At 44.6% G+C, this 17798-nt stretch carries 21 protein-coding genes; 15 read left to right on the top strand and 6 right to left on the bottom strand.

From position 1 onward, the window contains the following. Window positions 1-15 precede the first annotated feature (15 nt). Both ACTUJY_RS10915 and ACTUJY_RS10910 read left to right on the top strand, forming a co-directional pair. Window positions 16-750, top strand: coding sequence for a hypothetical protein (locus ACTUJY_RS10915; protein WP_463616118.1), 735 nt, complete (start codon window positions 16-18; stop codon window positions 748-750). 10 nt (window positions 751-760) lie between these two features. Further along, entirely contained in the window at window positions 761-1357 is a 597-nt protein-coding gene (locus ACTUJY_RS10910) for a hypothetical protein (RefSeq protein WP_463616117.1), read from the top strand. On the opposite strand, the gene lpxL is transcribed toward ACTUJY_RS10910, so the two are convergent. Further along, entirely contained in the window at window positions 1351-2262 is a 912-nt protein-coding gene (gene lpxL / locus ACTUJY_RS10905) for an LpxL/LpxP family Kdo(2)-lipid IV(A) lauroyl/palmitoleoyl acyltransferase (protein WP_463616116.1), read from the bottom strand. The genes ACTUJY_RS10910 and lpxL overlap by 7 nt on opposite strands. A 144-nt stretch (window positions 2263-2406) precedes the next feature. Here lpxL and ACTUJY_RS10900 point away from each other — a divergent pair, with 144 nt between their 5' ends. From ACTUJY_RS10900 to ACTUJY_RS10885, 4 genes are read left to right on the top strand one after another with little or no spacing between them, the layout of a single operon-like run. After that, window positions 2407-3300, top strand: a complete 894-nt coding sequence (locus ACTUJY_RS10900; protein ID WP_463616115.1) for a glycosyltransferase family 2 protein — start codon at window positions 2407-2409, stop codon at window positions 3298-3300. A gap of 59 nt (window positions 3301-3359) precedes the next feature. After that, a complete protein-coding gene (locus ACTUJY_RS10895; RefSeq protein ID WP_463616114.1) occupies window positions 3360-5009 on the top strand; it encodes a glycosyltransferase family 2 protein in 1650 nt (549 codons plus the stop codon). A gap of 2 nt (window positions 5010-5011) precedes the next feature. Beyond that, window positions 5012-5383, top strand: coding sequence for a DUF423 domain-containing protein (locus ACTUJY_RS10890; protein ID WP_463616113.1), 372 nt, complete (start codon window positions 5012-5014; stop codon window positions 5381-5383). Further along, entirely contained in the window at window positions 5384-5545 is a 162-nt protein-coding gene (locus ACTUJY_RS10885) for a hypothetical protein (RefSeq protein ID WP_463616112.1), read from the top strand. A gap of 43 nt (window positions 5546-5588) precedes the next feature. On the opposite strand, the gene ACTUJY_RS10880 is transcribed toward ACTUJY_RS10885, so the two are convergent. Further along, window positions 5589-5792: a hypothetical protein gene (locus ACTUJY_RS10880; protein ID WP_463616111.1), complete on the bottom strand. Its 204-nt coding sequence runs from the start codon at window positions 5790-5792 to the stop codon at window positions 5589-5591. A 128-nt stretch (window positions 5793-5920) separates the two neighbouring features. Next, window positions 5921-6544: an HvfX family Cu-binding RiPP maturation protein gene (locus tag ACTUJY_RS10875; RefSeq protein ID WP_463616110.1), complete on the bottom strand. Its 624-nt coding sequence runs from the start codon at window positions 6542-6544 to the stop codon at window positions 5921-5923. Window positions 6545-6680: 136 nt separating this feature from the next. Between ACTUJY_RS10875 and ACTUJY_RS10870 the strand changes: the two genes are divergently transcribed. Together ACTUJY_RS10870 and ACTUJY_RS10865 are read left to right on the top strand one after the other, a co-directional pair. Next, on the top strand, window positions 6681-7292 hold the full coding sequence (locus ACTUJY_RS10870; protein ID WP_463616109.1) for an RNA polymerase sigma factor: 612 nt from the start codon (window positions 6681-6683) through the stop codon (window positions 7290-7292). Continuing rightward, complete coding sequence (locus tag ACTUJY_RS10865) at window positions 7286-7543, top strand: anti-sigma factor family protein (protein WP_463616108.1); 258 nt, start codon at window positions 7286-7288, stop codon at window positions 7541-7543. The genes ACTUJY_RS10870 and ACTUJY_RS10865 overlap by 7 nt, the downstream gene beginning before the upstream one ends. An 8-nt stretch (window positions 7544-7551) precedes the next feature. On the opposite strand, the gene ACTUJY_RS10860 is transcribed toward ACTUJY_RS10865, so the two are convergent. Next, entirely contained in the window at window positions 7552-7896 is a 345-nt protein-coding gene (locus tag ACTUJY_RS10860) for an outer membrane protein assembly factor BamE (RefSeq protein WP_463616107.1), read from the bottom strand. A 164-nt stretch (window positions 7897-8060) separates the two neighbouring features. Between ACTUJY_RS10860 and fur the strand changes: the two genes are divergently transcribed. Next, window positions 8061-8459, top strand: coding sequence for a ferric iron uptake transcriptional regulator (fur, locus tag ACTUJY_RS10855; RefSeq protein WP_463616106.1), 399 nt, complete (start codon window positions 8061-8063; stop codon window positions 8457-8459). Between the two features lie 100 nt (window positions 8460-8559). Here the strand turns inward: fur and recN are convergent, their stop codons facing one another. Next, the gene (gene recN, locus ACTUJY_RS10850) at window positions 8560-10218 is read right to left on the bottom strand and encodes a DNA repair protein RecN (RefSeq protein WP_463616105.1); all 1659 of its coding nucleotides are present in this window, start codon (window positions 10216-10218) and stop codon (window positions 8560-8562) included. 91 nt (window positions 10219-10309) lie between these two features. After that, window positions 10310-11197: an NAD(+) kinase gene (locus ACTUJY_RS10845; protein ID WP_463616104.1), complete on the bottom strand. Its 888-nt coding sequence runs from the start codon at window positions 11195-11197 to the stop codon at window positions 10310-10312. A gap of 162 nt (window positions 11198-11359) precedes the next feature. Between ACTUJY_RS10845 and hrcA the strand changes: the two genes are divergently transcribed. The 6 genes from hrcA (at window position 11360) to dapB (ending at window position 17772) form a co-directional block, all read left to right on the top strand. Further along, complete coding sequence (gene hrcA, locus ACTUJY_RS10840; protein ID WP_463616103.1) at window positions 11360-12400, top strand: heat-inducible transcriptional repressor HrcA; 1041 nt, start codon at window positions 11360-11362, stop codon at window positions 12398-12400. 77 nt (window positions 12401-12477) lie between these two features. Beyond that, a complete protein-coding gene (gene grpE, locus ACTUJY_RS10835; protein WP_463616102.1) occupies window positions 12478-13104 on the top strand; it encodes a nucleotide exchange factor GrpE in 627 nt (208 codons plus the stop codon). A 171-nt stretch (window positions 13105-13275) separates the two neighbouring features. Then, window positions 13276-15210, top strand: coding sequence for a molecular chaperone DnaK (gene dnaK / locus ACTUJY_RS10830; RefSeq protein WP_463616101.1), 1935 nt, complete (start codon window positions 13276-13278; stop codon window positions 15208-15210). A gap of 108 nt (window positions 15211-15318) precedes the next feature. Next, window positions 15319-16452: a molecular chaperone DnaJ gene (gene dnaJ / locus ACTUJY_RS10825; RefSeq protein ID WP_463616100.1), complete on the top strand. Its 1134-nt coding sequence runs from the start codon at window positions 15319-15321 to the stop codon at window positions 16450-16452. 52 nt (window positions 16453-16504) lie between these two features. Next, window positions 16505-16846, top strand: coding sequence for an outer membrane protein assembly factor BamB family protein (locus ACTUJY_RS10820; RefSeq protein ID WP_463616099.1), 342 nt, complete (start codon window positions 16505-16507; stop codon window positions 16844-16846). 122 nt (window positions 16847-16968) lie between these two features. Then, on the top strand, window positions 16969-17772 hold the full coding sequence (dapB, locus tag ACTUJY_RS10815) for a 4-hydroxy-tetrahydrodipicolinate reductase (protein ID WP_463616098.1): 804 nt from the start codon (window positions 16969-16971) through the stop codon (window positions 17770-17772). Window positions 17773-17798 lie beyond the last annotated feature (26 nt).

Genomic DNA, 17798 nt, shown 5'->3' with positions numbered 1-17798 from the left:
AGGCCAATTTCAATCATGAAGCGTATTCAAAGTTTCTTTTTACTTTCTTTATTACTGATTCTTAAACCTGCATTCAGCCAGTTTACGCAAAAAGATGAATTGGAGTTTGAATATACGTTTAAAAACTTACAAGTTTCAGATCAAATACTTTTATTGAAGAAATTAAGTGTTCAGGGATGGCTGTCAACTCAAGTCTATCAAGAGTTGAAAGAGATCATTAAGAAAGAAGAGTTGAATGAAAGTCGAAATGTGAGAGACTTGATAGCTTGGAGTTTATTGACCCTTGGTAGTAGCGGAGGGTTAGAAGAAAGAGAGTATTTAAATTCTTTAGCAAAAAAAGAAAACTATTATTTTAAAAAGCGAGTTGAGCAAGCACTAGATTTACATGAACAGTATTCCCAATGGAGTAAAGTGTTAGATGAGCCAGTGGACGCAAGTTTTCAAGAAGGACTTACTGCAGCAGCTCACAACGTATTTAAGTCAAATAATTACCAATTGATGGAAACCTTTATTCGTCAGCTAATATCTCGAAAGTTAATTTCTCCAGGCATTGAAGCGCAAATTAATGAAGGATTACGAATACAAGCAAGTTTGCCAGATAACTCAGATAGAGAAGATGCGCTAAATTATATGATTAAAACGTTAGGGCTTTCATACAATCATAAATATTACTCAACGCTGTTACTATTCATCGAGAGAGAAGGTGATGATGGTAAGGATTATGCTGAAAAATATATTCGAATGCTTTGAGACACCTACTATGTACCGACTTGTTTTATCGCTCACTCTGATTTTTTCATTAGCGGCGTGTAAGAAAGAAGCGTCTTTAAATTACAATAATGCCGATGGACGCCAAAACTTGGTGGTATCTCCAGAAACTGGGATTGTAATTGGAAGTTTGACCTATATTGGAAGCCAGCAAAATCCTGAGTATCGAGTTCGTAATAAAGCCACCGGAAAAGATATTGGATATCTCACACACAATAACAAACCTTTATTTGGCTCTTATTCAGAATTTAAACATCGAACAGGGATTTTATATCACCTTAAATTACCTGAAGGCGAGTACGAAATTTACAGCGTTGAAACGCAATCCACTATTGGAACTCAATATTTCATAATGGACTTTTTTAACCAAGATGATGTTAGTTTTACATTTGAAGTAAAACATGGAGAAGTTTTATATATCGGTGACTTCTTCACTGCTTTTCGAGGACCTTACGCGAACCCAAAGTTGGTATATTTTGCTGTAAGAAACTTATTTTTAAGAGATAAGGATGTCATCGCGTCTGCTTATCCCAAACTTGATATAAAACAATTTAGAGTTCACGTAAACGAAATTTCTGCTCGTCAGTAAAACGAGTCATCCGTCTCACTCGGCCGAGTCTTAAATCGCCTGTGGATCCAAAGATATTCCGTTGGGTGTTTTCTCAAGTAGTCTTCCAAAAATTGGTTAATTGTTAATGCATCTTGCTCGGCGTCTTGGCCAATATTTTCGAGTGGAGGGTGTAGCGTGACTTTAATTTTTTCACCCTTGTCAATGCGCTCTTGCGTCATCGGAATGACCGGTGCGTTGGTCAGTTTCACAAACCGAGTGGTGGCGGTAATGGTGGCCGTATTAACACCAAAGAAAGGCACAAACACACTGTGATGACGACCGTAATCTTGATCGGCCGCGTACCAAACGAAGCCGTTGTTGCGGATCCATTTCACCATATCGCGTGTGGCTTCGCGTGGAATAGGATGAACAAACTGTTTTCTGCCGTTTACCATCGCTTCTTCAATCAGCACTTTTTTGTTTTTACGATAAAGTGCACCCAATTCGTAACGTGTACCTAACAGTGAGCCACCAATTTCAAGGCTGGTTAAATGAAAAGCTAGCAGCAAGCCACCTTTACCGGCTTGCTTGGCCTGCTCTAGGTGTTCTAGGCCTTCAAATTCAACCAGTTGATGCCAATCTCTTTTAGGGCCAAACCACAGCATGGCCGTTTCCATCATGCCAATACCGGTGGAAATGAGATTTTGCTTTACTAAATGCTCTTGCTCTGTTTTTGAAAGATTAGGAAAGCACTTTTGGATGTTCACGCGTGCGATATGGGTGCGTCTTTTTCCAAGGTAATAAATCACACGGCCTAAGCTTCGACCGACACGATACAGCTTGGAATAAGGTAAATGAGCGAGCAAACGAGCCATGGCAAAAAACAGCAACGTTGGCCAGTGTTTCGGTGCAAAGCGATTGATGCTTGAAGTGTTGTCTTCCACGTATTTTTATAAGCATTCAAATGGTTTCAAAGCGGCATTATATCCTATGCCACCCGGTTTTGTGGTTGTAAATTCGGTAGATAATCTTTTCTGGTGACGAATATGCTATGATCGCGTCAATTTTCTTAAGTCAATGTATGTTAAATGAAGCCGACTGAACTCCCTGCCAAGCGTTGGTATGATGAAATACTCAGCTTGTTTTACCGAATTGCTTCCGCCGGAGCCCTACCTGCATCCTGGTTTCGAGAACGTTTGCCAACACAAGAAGAGCGTAAGGCTGTTGATGGATTTATGTCACTGGAAATCGTCAGTCATTGTTGGAACTACTCGCATCTATTGGCTTACCAACTTTCCAGCTACGTATTGTACCCGCCAAAAAAGGTCGCCGTAACCGTCACCGTATACTATTGCCCAAAAGATCAAGCGACTGAAAAGCTATTGGCATTTTTTGAGAAACAGAGCGTTCAAAATGTACAGTGGAACTGGCAACCGGTATCGAAAGGTGAATTATTGCGTAGGGCTATTGGCCGTAATCGCGCAGCAAAAAGTACCCAAGCCGATTGGATCTGGTTTACTGATTGCGACATTATTTTTGGTGAAGGTTGCCTTGACGGACTAGCGGAGCAACTGCAAGGATGTACCGATGCATTAGTCTATCCTCGTCAGGAAAGCACCACTTCAATGTTGGACGATGATAACCCTTTACTTAAAAAAGAGGCTGAGCCGACGGTCGTTGAAATAGATACCTCTGATTTCAGTTTGCATACGCGTGATAAGGCGAAAGGAGCGTTTCAAATAGTTCATGCTGATGTTGCACGTGCGATAGGTTATTGCGACCGCATTCGGCTTTATCAAACGCCCGAAGACAAATGGCGAAAGACCTATGAAGATAAGGTGTTTCGCTGGTTGCTCGGAACTCGGGGTGAGCCTGTTGATGTTCCTAATGTGTTTCAAATTCGTCATGTGACCAAAGGTCGCTATGCGCCCGATTCGTCGCTGTCAAAAGTTCGCAGTAAAATACGTCATATGCAGGAATGATTGTCTTGTTGGTTAAACGATACGGTTTGTTTAACGATAATTTAAGCAGAAATTAACTTATGTCGAAAAAACGCAAAAAAACGCTTGGTCAAAGCATCAAATGGTGGTGGAACACACGAGTGATGGGGCTGTGGCGAGTCAAGCTGGGTGGCGCCTCATTACGTAAGCAGGTGGCCAATCAAGGTGTGATCGAATTTAATCGCGATGCACCCGAATTAAAGCCAGCATCTAACAGCGGCATTACTGTGATACTCACAGCTTATCGGCGTGCAGAATACTTAGGTGAGCAGATCAAATCATTGCGTAATCAAACGGTGCCCCCGGAAGAAATTTGGGTATGGTCCAATCGCAGTGAAGAAGATTTACTCGATGTTTCCGAGTTGGCGGATCGCGTTGTGGTATCCAATACGAACTGGCTGTTTTGGGGGCGTTTCGCTCTGGCAAACTTAGTCCGCACTCAATACGTTGCGTTTTTTGATGATGATATTTTACCGCAGCCACGTTGGTTCGAGAACTGTATCAATACCATAGAGTCTGGCTCTGATGGAATTCTTGGTGGCTCGGGTGTTTTGTTGCCGGAAAGTGGCGGATATTCCAGTAAGAATAAAGCGGGATGGAACGGTAAGCATTTGAATCAAACCGTAGAAGTGGATTTAGTCGGTCACGCCTGGTTTATGCGTAAAGAGTACGTTAATTATATGTGGCGAGAGGAGCCGCGTTTTTGGGAAAATGGGGAAGACATTCACCTCAGTTACATGGCGCTGAAACACGGGAATATCAAAACTTTGGTTCCTCCTCATCCGGAAAACGATCAATCGCTTTGGTGTTGCCGTCCGGACTTTGGTAAAGCGGTTGGTCGATTAAAAGTAGCGACTTATAAGACTAAAGATCACAAAGATACGCGTTCGAACATTGTTGATCTTTATCGAAAAGACGGTTGGCAGATTGTTGCTACTCGTCAAGATATTTCAATGTTTCGGGAAAAAGAATTTACTTCCGAACTGAATTTGTTCAATGACAAAATTTGTAACGGCGAAAACTTTTCGCTGGTGCGTTTTGGTGATGGTGAAATGGTAGTGATCAATGGTGAATCCATCGATCTGTCGGAAAAATGCAATGGCGAACACAAATACACGCCAAATGATGCACGTGATGAAAAGTATCGGCGAGTGTTAAGTGACTCTTTGCTGCATCAAAGTGACCGTTATTTTGTTGGCTTACCCTGCCGTTGTTGTGTTGGGGATCAGCATTGCGAAGAACTGCGCGTGCAATCAAAGCAACCCGAGTCACATTTAACTTGGGCCAATCTGTTTGTTAATGCTAATTACCCCAAGTTTTTGTCTGAAACGGTCGATGCCTTAAAAACTCGAACCATCAATATGGTTTGTCATCAAAAAGCAAATTTGCAGGGGTTGCCCTTTAATGTGAAAAAAGATTTTCGCGTAGGCCCCAATTCTTGGGTGAATGATTACGATCGCTTGGTGCAAGAACTTTCGGACTATATCTCCCTTACTCATGTTGAGAACGAAGTCTTTATTTTTAGTGCCGGCGTGTTGAGTAATATGTTGATTTATCAAATGGACAAACAGTTTCCACAAAATACCTACATCGATGTGGGTTCTGTGTTTGACGATATGATGGGGTTGGGGCAAACACGTAAATATTTGAAAGGCAGCAAGCGTCGTTTAAACAAAGTGTGTGTGTGGTAAAGATGAAGTTCTACTGGGTTTTCACTGCATTTTCCGGATTTTTCGCTGTCGCATTGGGCGCTTTCGCGACACACGGATTAAAGCATCGGTTAGACGACTACGCAAAAGGTGTTTGGCAAACCGCAACGGAATACCAAATGTTTCATACCTTAGCTTTATTAGCGTTGCTCATGCTTCACCTACGTTTTCCTGAAGCAGCCACAATTAAGTGGACGGCATTCAGTTGGGCCTGTGGAATTATTTTGTTTAGTGGAAGTTTGTATTTGTTGGCCATAACCGGTTGGCGTTGGCTCGGTGCAATAACACCATTGGGTGGTGTATTGTTACTTGTTGGCTGGTTGGGATTATTGGTGTTTGCAATCAGAGATTTATAAATGCAGCAGCTAGGCTGGACATTAATTGCAATTGGCATAGGTTGTTTTATCAGCCCAATGCTATTGCCTGCCGGATTTTCCCACTATGTCGGCCTGGTGGGGCTGTTGGCAATTTTTATCGGGGTCAGTGTTTTAAAAAAACGAAAAGATCAGCTGATGTGAAATTTACTGCTTTCTCATCAGTGACCTTCAAAGGTGAATCCCTTTAATTTTTTTTTTCAACGCGTTTTTTCGGTGGATTGACCCAGATAATATCGATGTTATGGGTTGATGATCTTGCGGCGCGTTCGACGGCATGCACTTTCTGACTGTCAATCACATACTCGTGGTTGGGTTGATGACTGGAACAGCCGCCAAGTAACAAAAGCCCACAGACACAACAACCAATTAGGCACGCTAGCTTTTTCATAATGACCTCCGTAACGAAAACCATTACTTAAAGCTATAGCGTAATGAAGTAACCGACGTAAAGTTAAAAATCGTAAGAAAATATTGAATATTTTTTCTTATTTTTCAACGATATAAGAGTGTTTTTTGTTAATCCTTTTGTTTATGATAACCAGGAAAATATCGTTTTACCCAATGATCGACACTGGTAAACCGTCCACCGCCGGTAAACATCAAAGACAACAACATGATGAAATAAGTGACCGCAAACTCAATTCCGCCATTTATAATGGCAAAGCCGCCTTTTTCCGTCAGCCATGAATAATTGCCATACTCCTGCAAAATTCCTTTGGCTCGCGACAAACGTTTTGCTGCTTCCATAACGCGCTCATTAGCGAAAGGCGCATGAGGGTCAGCAATGGCTTGCCAGCCATGATCCCAGTGCACCGTTAATATCGCAACCAACATGGTAATCATTAAGGGAATGGAGATGAAGCGGGTGAACAGCCCTAAGGCCAGTAATACCGCACCAAGTAATTCCGTCCAGCCTGCCAGAAAGGCCATTAATGCCGGTAAAGGCAGGCCGAGTGAAGCAAACCAATCCACAGTAGAGGCATAGGGCATTAAAGTATCGAAGTCTATTTTGTTGGCACCGGCCATCCAAAACACGGGAACTAAAAATAGCCGAAAGAGTAACGGCGGCAAACCGTCGAATCGGGTAAGTTGAGAAACTGCAGATTGATAATGCTTTGACAAGGTATGGATCAGGTTCATAAAGGCGCTCACATTCTAATTTGAAGTACTGATGCAGATGACGCGATTTTGTTTCATTTGATCGCTTGATTGACCCGACTGTAACTCTCAGCCTAAAATTCAAGTCTACTCGGTTTGTACAGCTACAGGAACCATTTTGACGGAAAAACTACCGGACGATCAGCAACTTATCGCGGGGTTGCGTGCAAAAGACAGTAAGGTTTTCGAGCTCGTAATGAAAACTTGGTACGGTCCCATGTATTATATTGCCTGTTCTATCGGTGGTAATGCCATCGCTGAAGAAATTGTGCAGGAAAGCTGGATCTCAGTGATGAAAGGTTTACCAAAGTTTGAAGGGCGATCGAGTTTGAAAAGTTGGGTAATGCGAATTACTACTAACGAAGCGAAAACTCGTCGCCGAAAAGAATCTCGCAATATTTCGCTCGAGCAACTGAGTGAAGGTTGGGCCAGCGATCCTCGTTTTGACGATCATGGCCATTGGCAGTCTCCGTCGAGTCAATGGCATGGCGACTCTCCCGATCAACTGATGCAGGCACAGGAGTTGCAAAACTGTATCGAAAAACACATCGAGAAGTTACCGGATAATCAAAAAGCAGCCTTGATGTTGAAGGAAACAGGTGCTTACACTTTGGATGAGATTTGTAACATTCTTAATGTCACCTCATCCAATGTAAGAGTGTTATTGCACCGAGCGCGCGATAAGGTTCTGCAAGTGATCGACCGGTTTGAGCGAGAAGGCCAATGTTAGGGTTACCAAGTTGTAAAAAAGTTACCGAGATGAGCAGTTCGCTGCTGGATGACAATTTGAGTTTGTTGGAGCGGATGAAGTTGCGTGTGCACTTGATGATGTGCCAGCATTGCCGTCGTTATCAACGTCAGATGGCGTTAACCAGCGCGACGTTGCGGCATTGGATTCGCGGTCGAAAATTACCGCAATCGCTGCGTCAAAAATTGCTGTTAGAGTTTGAACAGTCGGGCAATTCGGAAAAGCCCGACTGACGTGAGGCTTATTGATTTTCGGAGCTGTCGAAGTTTTCAGGTAATTCGAAATCGCCACTCAGGTTCATCAATGATTCGCCTTCAAAGTGAACAATCAATTCTTTGCGAGTCACTTCTTCGGTACGACCATTTTTGAACGTGCTGATGTAATACCACTTGTCATCGGCAAAGGAGTCATTTACCAGCGGACGACCCAACAAGTAACGAACCTGCGCTTTATTCATTCCTTTGCGTAATTGGTAAATGTCGTCTTGTTCAATGATGTTGCCCTGACGAATGTTCATTTTATATATGGAACATCCACTGGATAAAAACAGAAAAGATGACAGTAAAACTGTACTGAAAATTCGCATTTTTGGCTCTTTTTGGTAAATTCGTTTGGGCTTCGACCGCTAAACTGCGTATTATATCCATAATTCATGCCTTTACACATAAATTTTGGATTGAGCCAAGTGAGAGTTATGTGTTGAGGCCTTCCAACCTTTGACACGTATTTTGAGAGTGATAGGAGCGATCCTTGGATAATCAGCAACTTAAAAAGGCGGGGCTGAAAGTCACGCTTCCCAGAGTAAAAATATTACAAATTTTGGAAAACAGTGAAGATCCTCATATGAGTGCCGAGGATGTTTACAAAGCATTAATGGAAGCGGAAGAAGAAGTTGGATTAGCCACCGTTTATCGTGTTTTAACTCAGTTTGAGCAAGCGGGGCTGGTGGCACGACACAATTTTGAAGGTGGGCACTCGGTTTTTGAGATTGAACGTGGTGAACATCATGATCACATGGTGTGCTTGAAAACGGGCAAAGTGATTGAGTTTCATAGTGAAGAAATTGAAAAATTGCAAAAGGAAATTGCAGAAGCCCACGGCTATAAGTTGGCGGATCATTCGCTGGTTTTATACGTAGAGCCTAAATAAAACACAAGAGCGAGGTGCGGGAACGGGGAGCTATAATCTCTTCGAACCTCGAACCTCGAACCTCGAACCTCGAACCTCGAACCTCGAACCTCGAACCTCGCTAAGCCTCCAACAACTCTCGAGCATGTTTGAGGGTAGAGTCGGTTATATCCTGACCACCGACCATACGAGCGATCTCTTCTACTCGGGTTTCTGGCTGCAATGTTACCATAGCGGTTGCTGTTGATTTTTTATCGCGTGTCTTGCTGGCACATAGATGATGATCACCACGTGCGGCCACTTGTGGTTGGTGGGTTACACAAAGCACCTGTGCATGCTGTGCAATTTTGGCCAACATACGACCGACAATATCCGCAGTTTGCCCACCAATACCGACATCCACTTCATCGAATATCAGACAAGGTGTTATGCGCTTTTGTGCCGTGATCACCTGGATCGCAAGACTGATGCGTGACAGTTCTCCTCCAGAAGCCACTTTTGATAAAGGCTGTAGCGGTTGTCCGGGATTGGCGGTCACCAGAAACTCGACCGACTCGAAGCCATGACGTGAAATGACCGTTTGATCCGAGCTCAAAGAGATTTGAAGCTTTCCACCTTCCATGCCTAACGTTTGCATTTGTTCGGTAACCTGTTGAGACAGACCTTTTGCCGTTTTGGCTCTTAATTTGCTGAGTTTGGTAGCGGCCTGCTGATACTGTGTCTTCAACGTTTGTTGTTGTTTCAGGAGTTGCTGGCTGTCCGATTGCTGTTGCTGTAAAGACTCCAGTTCCTGGCGGATTTGTTGTTCCACTTGCGGTAATTGTTGAATGTCGACCAAATGTTTTCGTGCCAGATCGAACAGGGTTGATAAGCGTTCATCCAATTCGTTTAAATAATCAGGATTGATGTCCAGCGAGTCTTGGTAATGTCGCAGTTCGGATTTTACTTCTTCCAGGCTCGCGGTCGTCGATGCCATGAGTTCATGCACGCTTTCCAAAGTGGCGTCTTTTTTCATTGAGTCGCGCAGCTGATCTTGCAGGTGTAACAATTGCTCGTAAATATTGGGTTCGCTGTCAAACAGTTGGTCGAAAGCCGATTGCGCTGTTAATGTGAGTTCTTGCAGGTTAGCTGCACGTGCATGATCCTGTTCTAGCTGTTCGATGCTTTCGGTCGTTAAAGTCAGCGCTTCCAACTCTTCCAATTGATAGGCCAACAATTCGGCGCGCTCTTTTCGTTGCGCAGCGTCCTGTTCGATTTCATTGATGCAACGCGTGACTTGCAAGTAGTTTTGGGCTGCTGTGCGTGTGTCTTCGAGTAACTGTTGATCGTCCAGCAATTCATCCAACAAAGTTAATTGATGTTGTGGTTTCAACAAGGATTGATGCGCGTGCTGACCATGAATATCAACCAGGTAATCGCCCAATTCCTTGAGCATACTGAGCGTTGCACTGTGCCCGTTAATGAAGCACCGTGATCGGCCTTCTTTGGCGATCACTCGGCGTAAAATGCATTCGCCGTCTTCATTCAGCTCTTTTTGTTTCAACCAGCGACTGGCCAAAGAGTCGTCTGCAATAATAAAGCTGGCGCTGATGTCCGCTTTATCGGCGCCAAATCGAATCATGGAGCTTTCGGCTCGTTCTCCTAAAGCCAACCCCAGCGCATCAATGACGATGGATTTTCCAGCACCGGTTTCGCCCGTGATCACCGTCATTCCGGACTGTAAATCAAGGTTCAACTTTTCAATGAGTGCAAAGTTTTTAATGTGTATTGACGCCAGCATAACGTTGTCACCGAATGGTCAAAGTTGCGCTTAGTGTAAATCCAGTCCATTTTTTTGTCAGGTCTTTTTTACTAGCTGCTTGAGTAGCGGCTTATAATTTTTGGCCCCAACCGAGTTTGGTTCGCAGCACTTCGTAATAGTCGTGCGATAAAGGGTGAAGAATTCGCAAAGGGAGTGGGTGTTTCTTAATGCGAATTCGATCACCCGGTGCAAGGCTCATATTTTCCTGACCGTCGCAACTCACCATGGGTGAGTGCCGATTGTCTTGAGCGATGACCAGTTCGACAATACTGTTGGCGTCAATCACGATGGGGCGACTTGATAACGTGTGTGGAAACATGGGAACCAACACTAAGGCATCAACAATGGGTGAAATGATGGGGCCACCACCGGATAAGGCATAAGCGGTAGAGCCGGTAGGTGTTGATATGATAAGGCCGTCGGAGCGCTGACTGTAAACAAACTGTTGGTTAATGAAGAGTTCAAATTCCAGCATTTTGGAAATTTCACCAGGATGGATCACCACTTCATTGACAGCTCGGGAGTCTCCAATAACGGTTTCGTTACGGATCACTTCGGCGTTGAGAATAAAGCGCTTTTCTTCGTTAAATTCGCCGCGCAATATTTCACTGATCCGTTCTGGTACTTCGGTCGGTCGCACATCGGTAAGAAAGCCCAGATGACCACGATTGATTCCGACCATAGGAACCTGATGCTGAAGCTGCGTTCTTCCTGCGTTGAGCATACTGCCGTCACCACCAACGACGATGATCAAGTCAACGGACTTTCCGAGTTGCTGGCGAGGTATAAAATGCGCCTGTGTCGATTGTAAATCGGAAGCCAGCGAGTCTTGCACCCAAATGTCACAACCTTCGCCCAGAAGGTGATCATGGAGTACTTGTATCGTTTCCGCGGCTTGCGGGTTTTGCGGTTTGCCGACAATGCCGACTTTTTGGAACGCCACTACGGATTTGCTCATTCCGGATCCAGAAACATTCTAAGACGATAACAGTGACTCACTTTAACTGCTAACCTCTTGAGTATTCAAGAGAATTATTAACGATGCTTTGAACTCAACTTGACCTTGTTACAAATAACCCTTATCTATTAACAATCCGGTTAAAAAGCGAAGATTATAGCGATGTCAGCCCAGGTCAGTGAGCGAGCAAGAACCTTGATGAAAGCCTTGGTAGAAAACTACCTGCGTCATGGACAACCAATAGGCTCGGGCACTTTGGCGAAGATCTCAAACCTCTCGGTCAGTGCGGCCACGATTCGTAATGTGATGGGTGAACTGGAACAGCTTGGGCTGGTTTCGTCACCGCATACGTCGGCCGGTCGTATACCGACCAATCAAGGCTACCGGTTGTTCGTCGATCATCTGCTTACGGTTAAAGATATGCAGCAGGATTTGGTTAAACAGGTTTCGAGTACTTTGAATCCGCAACAAAATACGCAAGAGTTGTTATCTGGCACATCTCAATTACTTTCGGAATTAACGCATATGGCTGGGTTGGTAAAAATTCCGAGTCGTAAGGTTACACGTATTTTGCATATTGAGTTTATGCCGTTAACCGAAAAGCGTATTTTGGTCGTGTTGGTATTGGATGATCATGAAGTTCAAAACCGCGTGATCTACACAGAACGCGCTTTGACTGCGGCTGAGTTGGTCGAAGCGACCAATTTTGTGAATCATCATCTGGTGGGACAGGATATTTCCAGCGCTCGCGACACGCTATTGCGCAAAATGCGCGATGAGCAACAGCAACTGAATCGGATGATGCAATTGGCCGTCGAGCTGGCGGAAAAAAGCATTACCCCCGACAGTGCAACCGATGATTACCACTTGTCGGGTGATAAAAATCTACTCGATTTGGCTGAAAACCAGCTTGATATCACCCATTTAAAAGCCATTTTCGATGCTTTCCAACACAAACAACGTGTTTTGGCTTTGCTTGATAAAGCCTTGCAAGCCGACGGTGTGCAGATTTTTATCGGTGAAGAGTGCGCCACTGAAGGGCTGGATTCCTGCAGTGTGGTGACCTCACCTTATCAAATCGAAGGTCGTCCGGTCGGTGTACTGGCGGTAATCGGTCCTACCCGCATGCGCTATGACAAAGTGATCCCGATTGTTGATATAACCGCAAAATTACTTTCTTCGGCCTTGAATCAGGTGGACTAGCCCCCATATAGCCTGCCAGAAGTCGCCTTAATGGTGATGATGACATTTTTTCTGACAACAGACAGTGGGGATTTTCAATGTCAGAACCAACAGAAAAGCAAACCAATTCCGAGCAACCTGTTAAGCCGGAAGCCGAACAATCCGATACCGAAAACACGCAAACTGATAACGAGCAGAATACTTCCGCATCGAACGAACCGGAAGGCGTTAATGTGGAAGCTTTGCAACAGCAATTGGCCGACGCCGAAGCCAAAGTGCAGCAAAGTCAGGAAGCCGTGCTAAGGGCACATGCGGAAGTGGAAAATATTCGTCGCCGTGCCGAACGCGATGTACAAAGTGCGCATAAGTTTGCCCTCGAAAGTTTTGTTGAATCATTGCTACCGGTGCTCGACAGCCTGGAGCAAGGATTGGTTCAGCCTGCAACTCAGGATGAAAGTAAAGCGTTGAAAGAGGGTATGGAATTGACCCTGAAAATGTTCGTCGATACGTTAGCGAAGAAAAACGTTGAACAGCTGGATCCTGTGGGCGAGCCTTTTAATCCCCAGTTGCATGAAGCAATGTCTATGCAAGAAAACCCTGAATTTGAACCCAATGCCGTGGTGGCGGTGTTTCAAAAAGGTTATTGCTTGAACGGTCGAGTGGTGCGTCCGGCACGTGTTGTGGTGAATAAAGCCAGTGCCGCTTCCATTGACCAAAAAGTTTAAGAGTTATCTTTTGAAGGGGTATAAAGCGGTTTGAATGGAAAGTTGCTTGAATTGGTTAAAACCGCCCCAAGATAGAGAAGCAAGACAATTTCTACGGTTATTTTGATGTGTTTTGTCGCGAAATAACCCAAAGTATTCATCGATTAAAGAATTCAAGTTTGGAGAAGTACCATGGGAAAAATTATCGGTATTGATTTAGGAACCACCAACTCTTGTGTGGCGGTAATGGAAGGTAAAAATGCGCGCGTGATCGAAAACAGCGAAGGCGCTCGTACCACGCCTTCTATTGTAGCGTTCACTGACGATGGTGAAATCTTAGTAGGCCAGTCGGCGAAACGTCAGGCCGTGACGAACCCGACGAACACTTTGTTTGCCGTTAAACGTCTTATTGGCCGACGTTTTGAAGACGAAGTCGTGCAAAAAGACATCAAAATGGTGCCTTACAAAATTGTGAAAGCCGATAATGGCGATGCTTGGGTTGAAGTGAAAGGTGAAAAGAAAGCGGCACCTCAAATTTCTGCCGAAGTATTAAAGAAAATGAAAAAAACGGCCGAAGATTATCTGGGTGAGAAGGTTACTGAGGCGGTAATTACTGTACCGGCATATTTTAATGATTCGCAACGACAAGCAACCAAAGATGCGGGTCGTATTGCCGGCCTGGATGTTAAGCGTATTATTAACGAGCCCACAGCGGCAGCCTTAGCTTACGGAATGGATAAAGCTAAAGGTGATCGCACCATCGCCGTTTACGATTTGGGTGGCGGTACTTTTGATATTTCCATTATTGAAATTGCGGAAGTAGAAGGTGAGCATACATTCGAGGTACTGTCGACCAACGGTGACACTTTCCTTGGTGGTGAAGACTTTGACTTGCGTATTATTGAATATTTGGCGGATGAATTTAAAAAAGAGTCCGGAATTGATTTACATAATGACCCATTAGCGCTGCAACGATTGAAAGAAGCGGCAGAAAAAGCCAAAATTGAGCTGTCTTCTAGTCAGCAAACCGATGTCAATTTGCCGTACATTACAGCCGATTCAACAGGGCCTAAACACTTAAACATTAAATTAACGCGTGCTAAGTTGGAATCACTGGTTGATGATCTGATAGAGCGTACTTTAGACCCTCTTAAAATGGCATTAAAAGATGCCGATTTGAATGTGTCTGAAATTCATGACGTGATCTTGGTGGGTGGTCAAACCCGTATGCCTAAAGTTCAAAAAGTAGTTGCTGAGTTTTTCGGAAAAGAAGCTCGTAAAGACGTCAATCCCGATGAAGCGGTTGCGATTGGTGCAGCCATTCAAGGTGCGGTTCTGTCTGGTGATGTTAAAGATGTCTTGTTATTAGACGTAACGCCATTATCTTTAGGGATTGAAACCATGGGTGGTGTGATGACCAATTTGATCGAGAAGAACACCACGATCCCAACCAAAGCGTCTCAAGTGTTTTCGACTGCAGATGACAATCAGACTGCGGTAACCGTACATGTGTTGCAAGGTGAACGTAAGCAAGCGTCACAAAACAAATCGCTGGGTAAATTCGATTTACAAGATATTCCTCCCGCACCACGGGGTGTTCCGCAAATTGAAGTGTCTTTCGATATAGATGCCAATGGTATCTTGAATGTATCGGCTAAAGACAAAGCGACGGGTAAGCATCAATCGATTGTTATCAAAGCTTCGAGTGGTTTATCGGAAGATGAAATTAATAAGATGGTAAAAGACGCAGAAGCTCATGCGGATGAAGATAAAAAATTCCAAGAGCTGATCGATGTGCGAAACAAAGCAGATGGTTTGATCCATGCCACCAAGAAAAGCATGAAAGATGAAGACATCAAGTTTGAAGATGGTGAAAAAGAAGCTATTGAAGCAGCGATCAAAGATTTGGAAGAAGTGATTAAAGGTGACGACAAAGAAGCCATCGAAGCCAAGACCGAAGCATTGTCTCAAGCTTCTGCGAAAATGGCTGAGCGTTTGTATGCCAATGCACAGGCCCAGGCACAAGCCGCTGGTGGCGATCACGCTGATGAAAAACCTTCTTCAGGTAACGGAGAAGACAACGTTGTTGACGCTGAATTTGAAGAAGTAGACGACAATAAAAAATAACTTGTCGAGTCGTCCGGCAATTTTTAACAAAATAAGACGCGGACGTTTTTGTCCGCGTTCTTTGTCTTTATCACATAAACTTTGATCAAAGAAACAGGCTAAACCGGTATGTCGAAGCGCGATTATTATGAAGTGTTGGGAGTGGATCGTTCCGCCAGTGAGCAGGATATTAAAAAAGCTTATCGGCGGATGGCGATGAAGTACCATCCCGATCGCAATCCCGACTCCAAAGAAGCAGAAGATAAATTTAAAGAAGCGAAAGAAGCGTTCGAAATTCTTTCTGAACCTGAGAAGCGTCAGGCTTATGATCAATTCGGCCATGCGGGTGTCGATCCATCACAAGGCGGTTTTGGTGGTGGCGCTGGTGGTGCTAGCTTTAGCGATATTTTCGGTGATGTTTTTGGTGATATTTTCGGCTCTCGAGGTGGCGGTGGTGGTCGCCGGGCGCGCCGAGGTGCCGATTTACGTTACAACTTAGAACTTTCATTAGAGGAAGCTGTACACGGTACGCAGGCAAAAATACACGTGCCTACTTATGTTGTTTGTGAAACTTGTGATGGCAGTGGAGCGAAAAAAGGCACTGCACCCACCTCTTGTGATATGTGTGGCGGTGCCGGTCAGGTCCGTATGCAACAAGGTTTTTTTTCGGTTCAGCAAACCTGCCCTAAGTGTCATGGTCAGGGCACTATGATCAAAGATCCTTGCGGCAGTTGTCATGGCCAAGGCCGTGTACGAAAAGAAAAAACATTATCGGTGAAAATTCCTGCGGGTGTTGATACAGGTGATCGGATTCGTCTCTCCGGTGAAGGTGAAGCCGGCGGGCCTGGCACTCAACCGGGCGATCTTTACGTTCAGGTTCACGTCAAAGAGCACCCCATTTTTACTCGCGAAGGTAACGATCTTTATTGCGAGGTTCCTATCAGTTTTGCTACAGCGTGTTTGGGTGGTGAATTGCAAGTACCCACGCTCGACAGTCGCGTCAACTTAAAAGTTCCTGCTGAGTCGCAATCGGGTAAATTATTCCGACTACGCGGAAAAGGAGTGACCCCTATGCGTGGCACTCACGCAGGTGATCTTTACTGTCGAATCGTTGTTGAAACACCGGTCAACTTGAACAAAGAGCAAAAAGAGCTGCTAAGACAATTTGAGGATTCATTGAAAAACGCAAACAACCGTCACAACCCAAAATCGAAAAGCTGGTTTGATGGCGTGAAAAGCTTTTGGGAAGGGATGACCAAGTAAGGTTTTTAAGTTTGCTCTGACTAAGGAAAAAAACATAAACGGAGCAAGCGAAGTGGAAAATCATACTTATTTGGCAATCAGTAGTCATGTGGTTGCTATAAATACCGATAATGGCAATGAAGTTTGGCGTACTCGCCTCAAACGGACTTCTAGCTTTACCAATTTGATCGTTCATGGAAAGATCATCATTGCCTATGCCGGTGGTCACTTATACGGACTCGCAGCAGATTCAGGGAAAATATTGTGGAAAAACGGATTGTCCGGCTTGGGATACAGTACTGCTATTCTAGCGACACCTCATAATGATCAAAGTGCTGTAGGCAGTCTACAAACATCGGCCGCCGCCGCAGGTGCGGTTGCTGCTACTGCTGCAGCGACTTCTACCGGCAGTTAACAAAATATATTCGTCCTTTTTCGACGGACTTGCTCTAATTCAATCACACCCTTTGGTTATTAAAGTTGCTGTTAGCTCTTTGCTACAATGAGTACCAATAACAAAAACTTCTGGAATGAGTCATGACTAAAATTGCTGTAAATGCCTGTACCGGTAGGATGGGGCAAGAAATACTATTTGCTGTGGATCGTGCTAACAAAGTCGAGCTTGCCGTTGCATTATTAAGACCCGGTCATAAGTGGGTCGGTGAGCCAGTCAACAAACAATTTCCACAAATAAACAACGCAGCATTATTATCGGATGACCTAGCGGCTCATAAAGAACAGGTGGACGTATTGATTGATTTCAGTTTGCCGGACTTTTCTTTGCAAACCGCCGAAGAATGCGTTGGTCTCGGCATTCCGTTGGTCATCGGCACAACGGGCTTCAGCTACCAGCAAAAAGAAAAATTGGAGAAGCTGGCGCAACACATCCCCATTCTTATGGCGCCTAATATGAGTGTCGGTGTGAACTTGAGTTTGAAGCTGCTGGAAATGGTTGCCGAAATAATTGGCAATGATGCGGATATAGAAATTATCGAAGCGCATCATCGTTTCAAAAAAGACGCACCTTCAGGCACAGCGTTACGAATGGGAGAAGCGGTTGCAAAAGGCATGAACAAGGTGTTCAGTGAAATCGCGGCTTTCGATCGATGTGGCAAAGATGCCATTCGCAAACCTGGTTCGTTAGGATTCTCTGCGATTCGTGCCGGGAATATTGTTGGGGAACACACCGCGTTGTTTGCTATGGCAGGGGAAGAAATTGAGATCACGCATAAGGCACGCAGTCGCCAAACGTTTGCCCAGGGGGCGATTAAAGCCGCTTGTTGGTTGGCTGCTCAGCCCGCAGGAAGCTACGATATGCTGGATGTTTTAGGGTTAAATTAGGCCAATACTTAACGTAAGAAAAGTGC

It is taken from the genome of Pleionea sp. WD8-19 (assembly GCF_055326765.1).
This window is presented reverse-complemented; position numbering and strand designations above follow the sequence as displayed.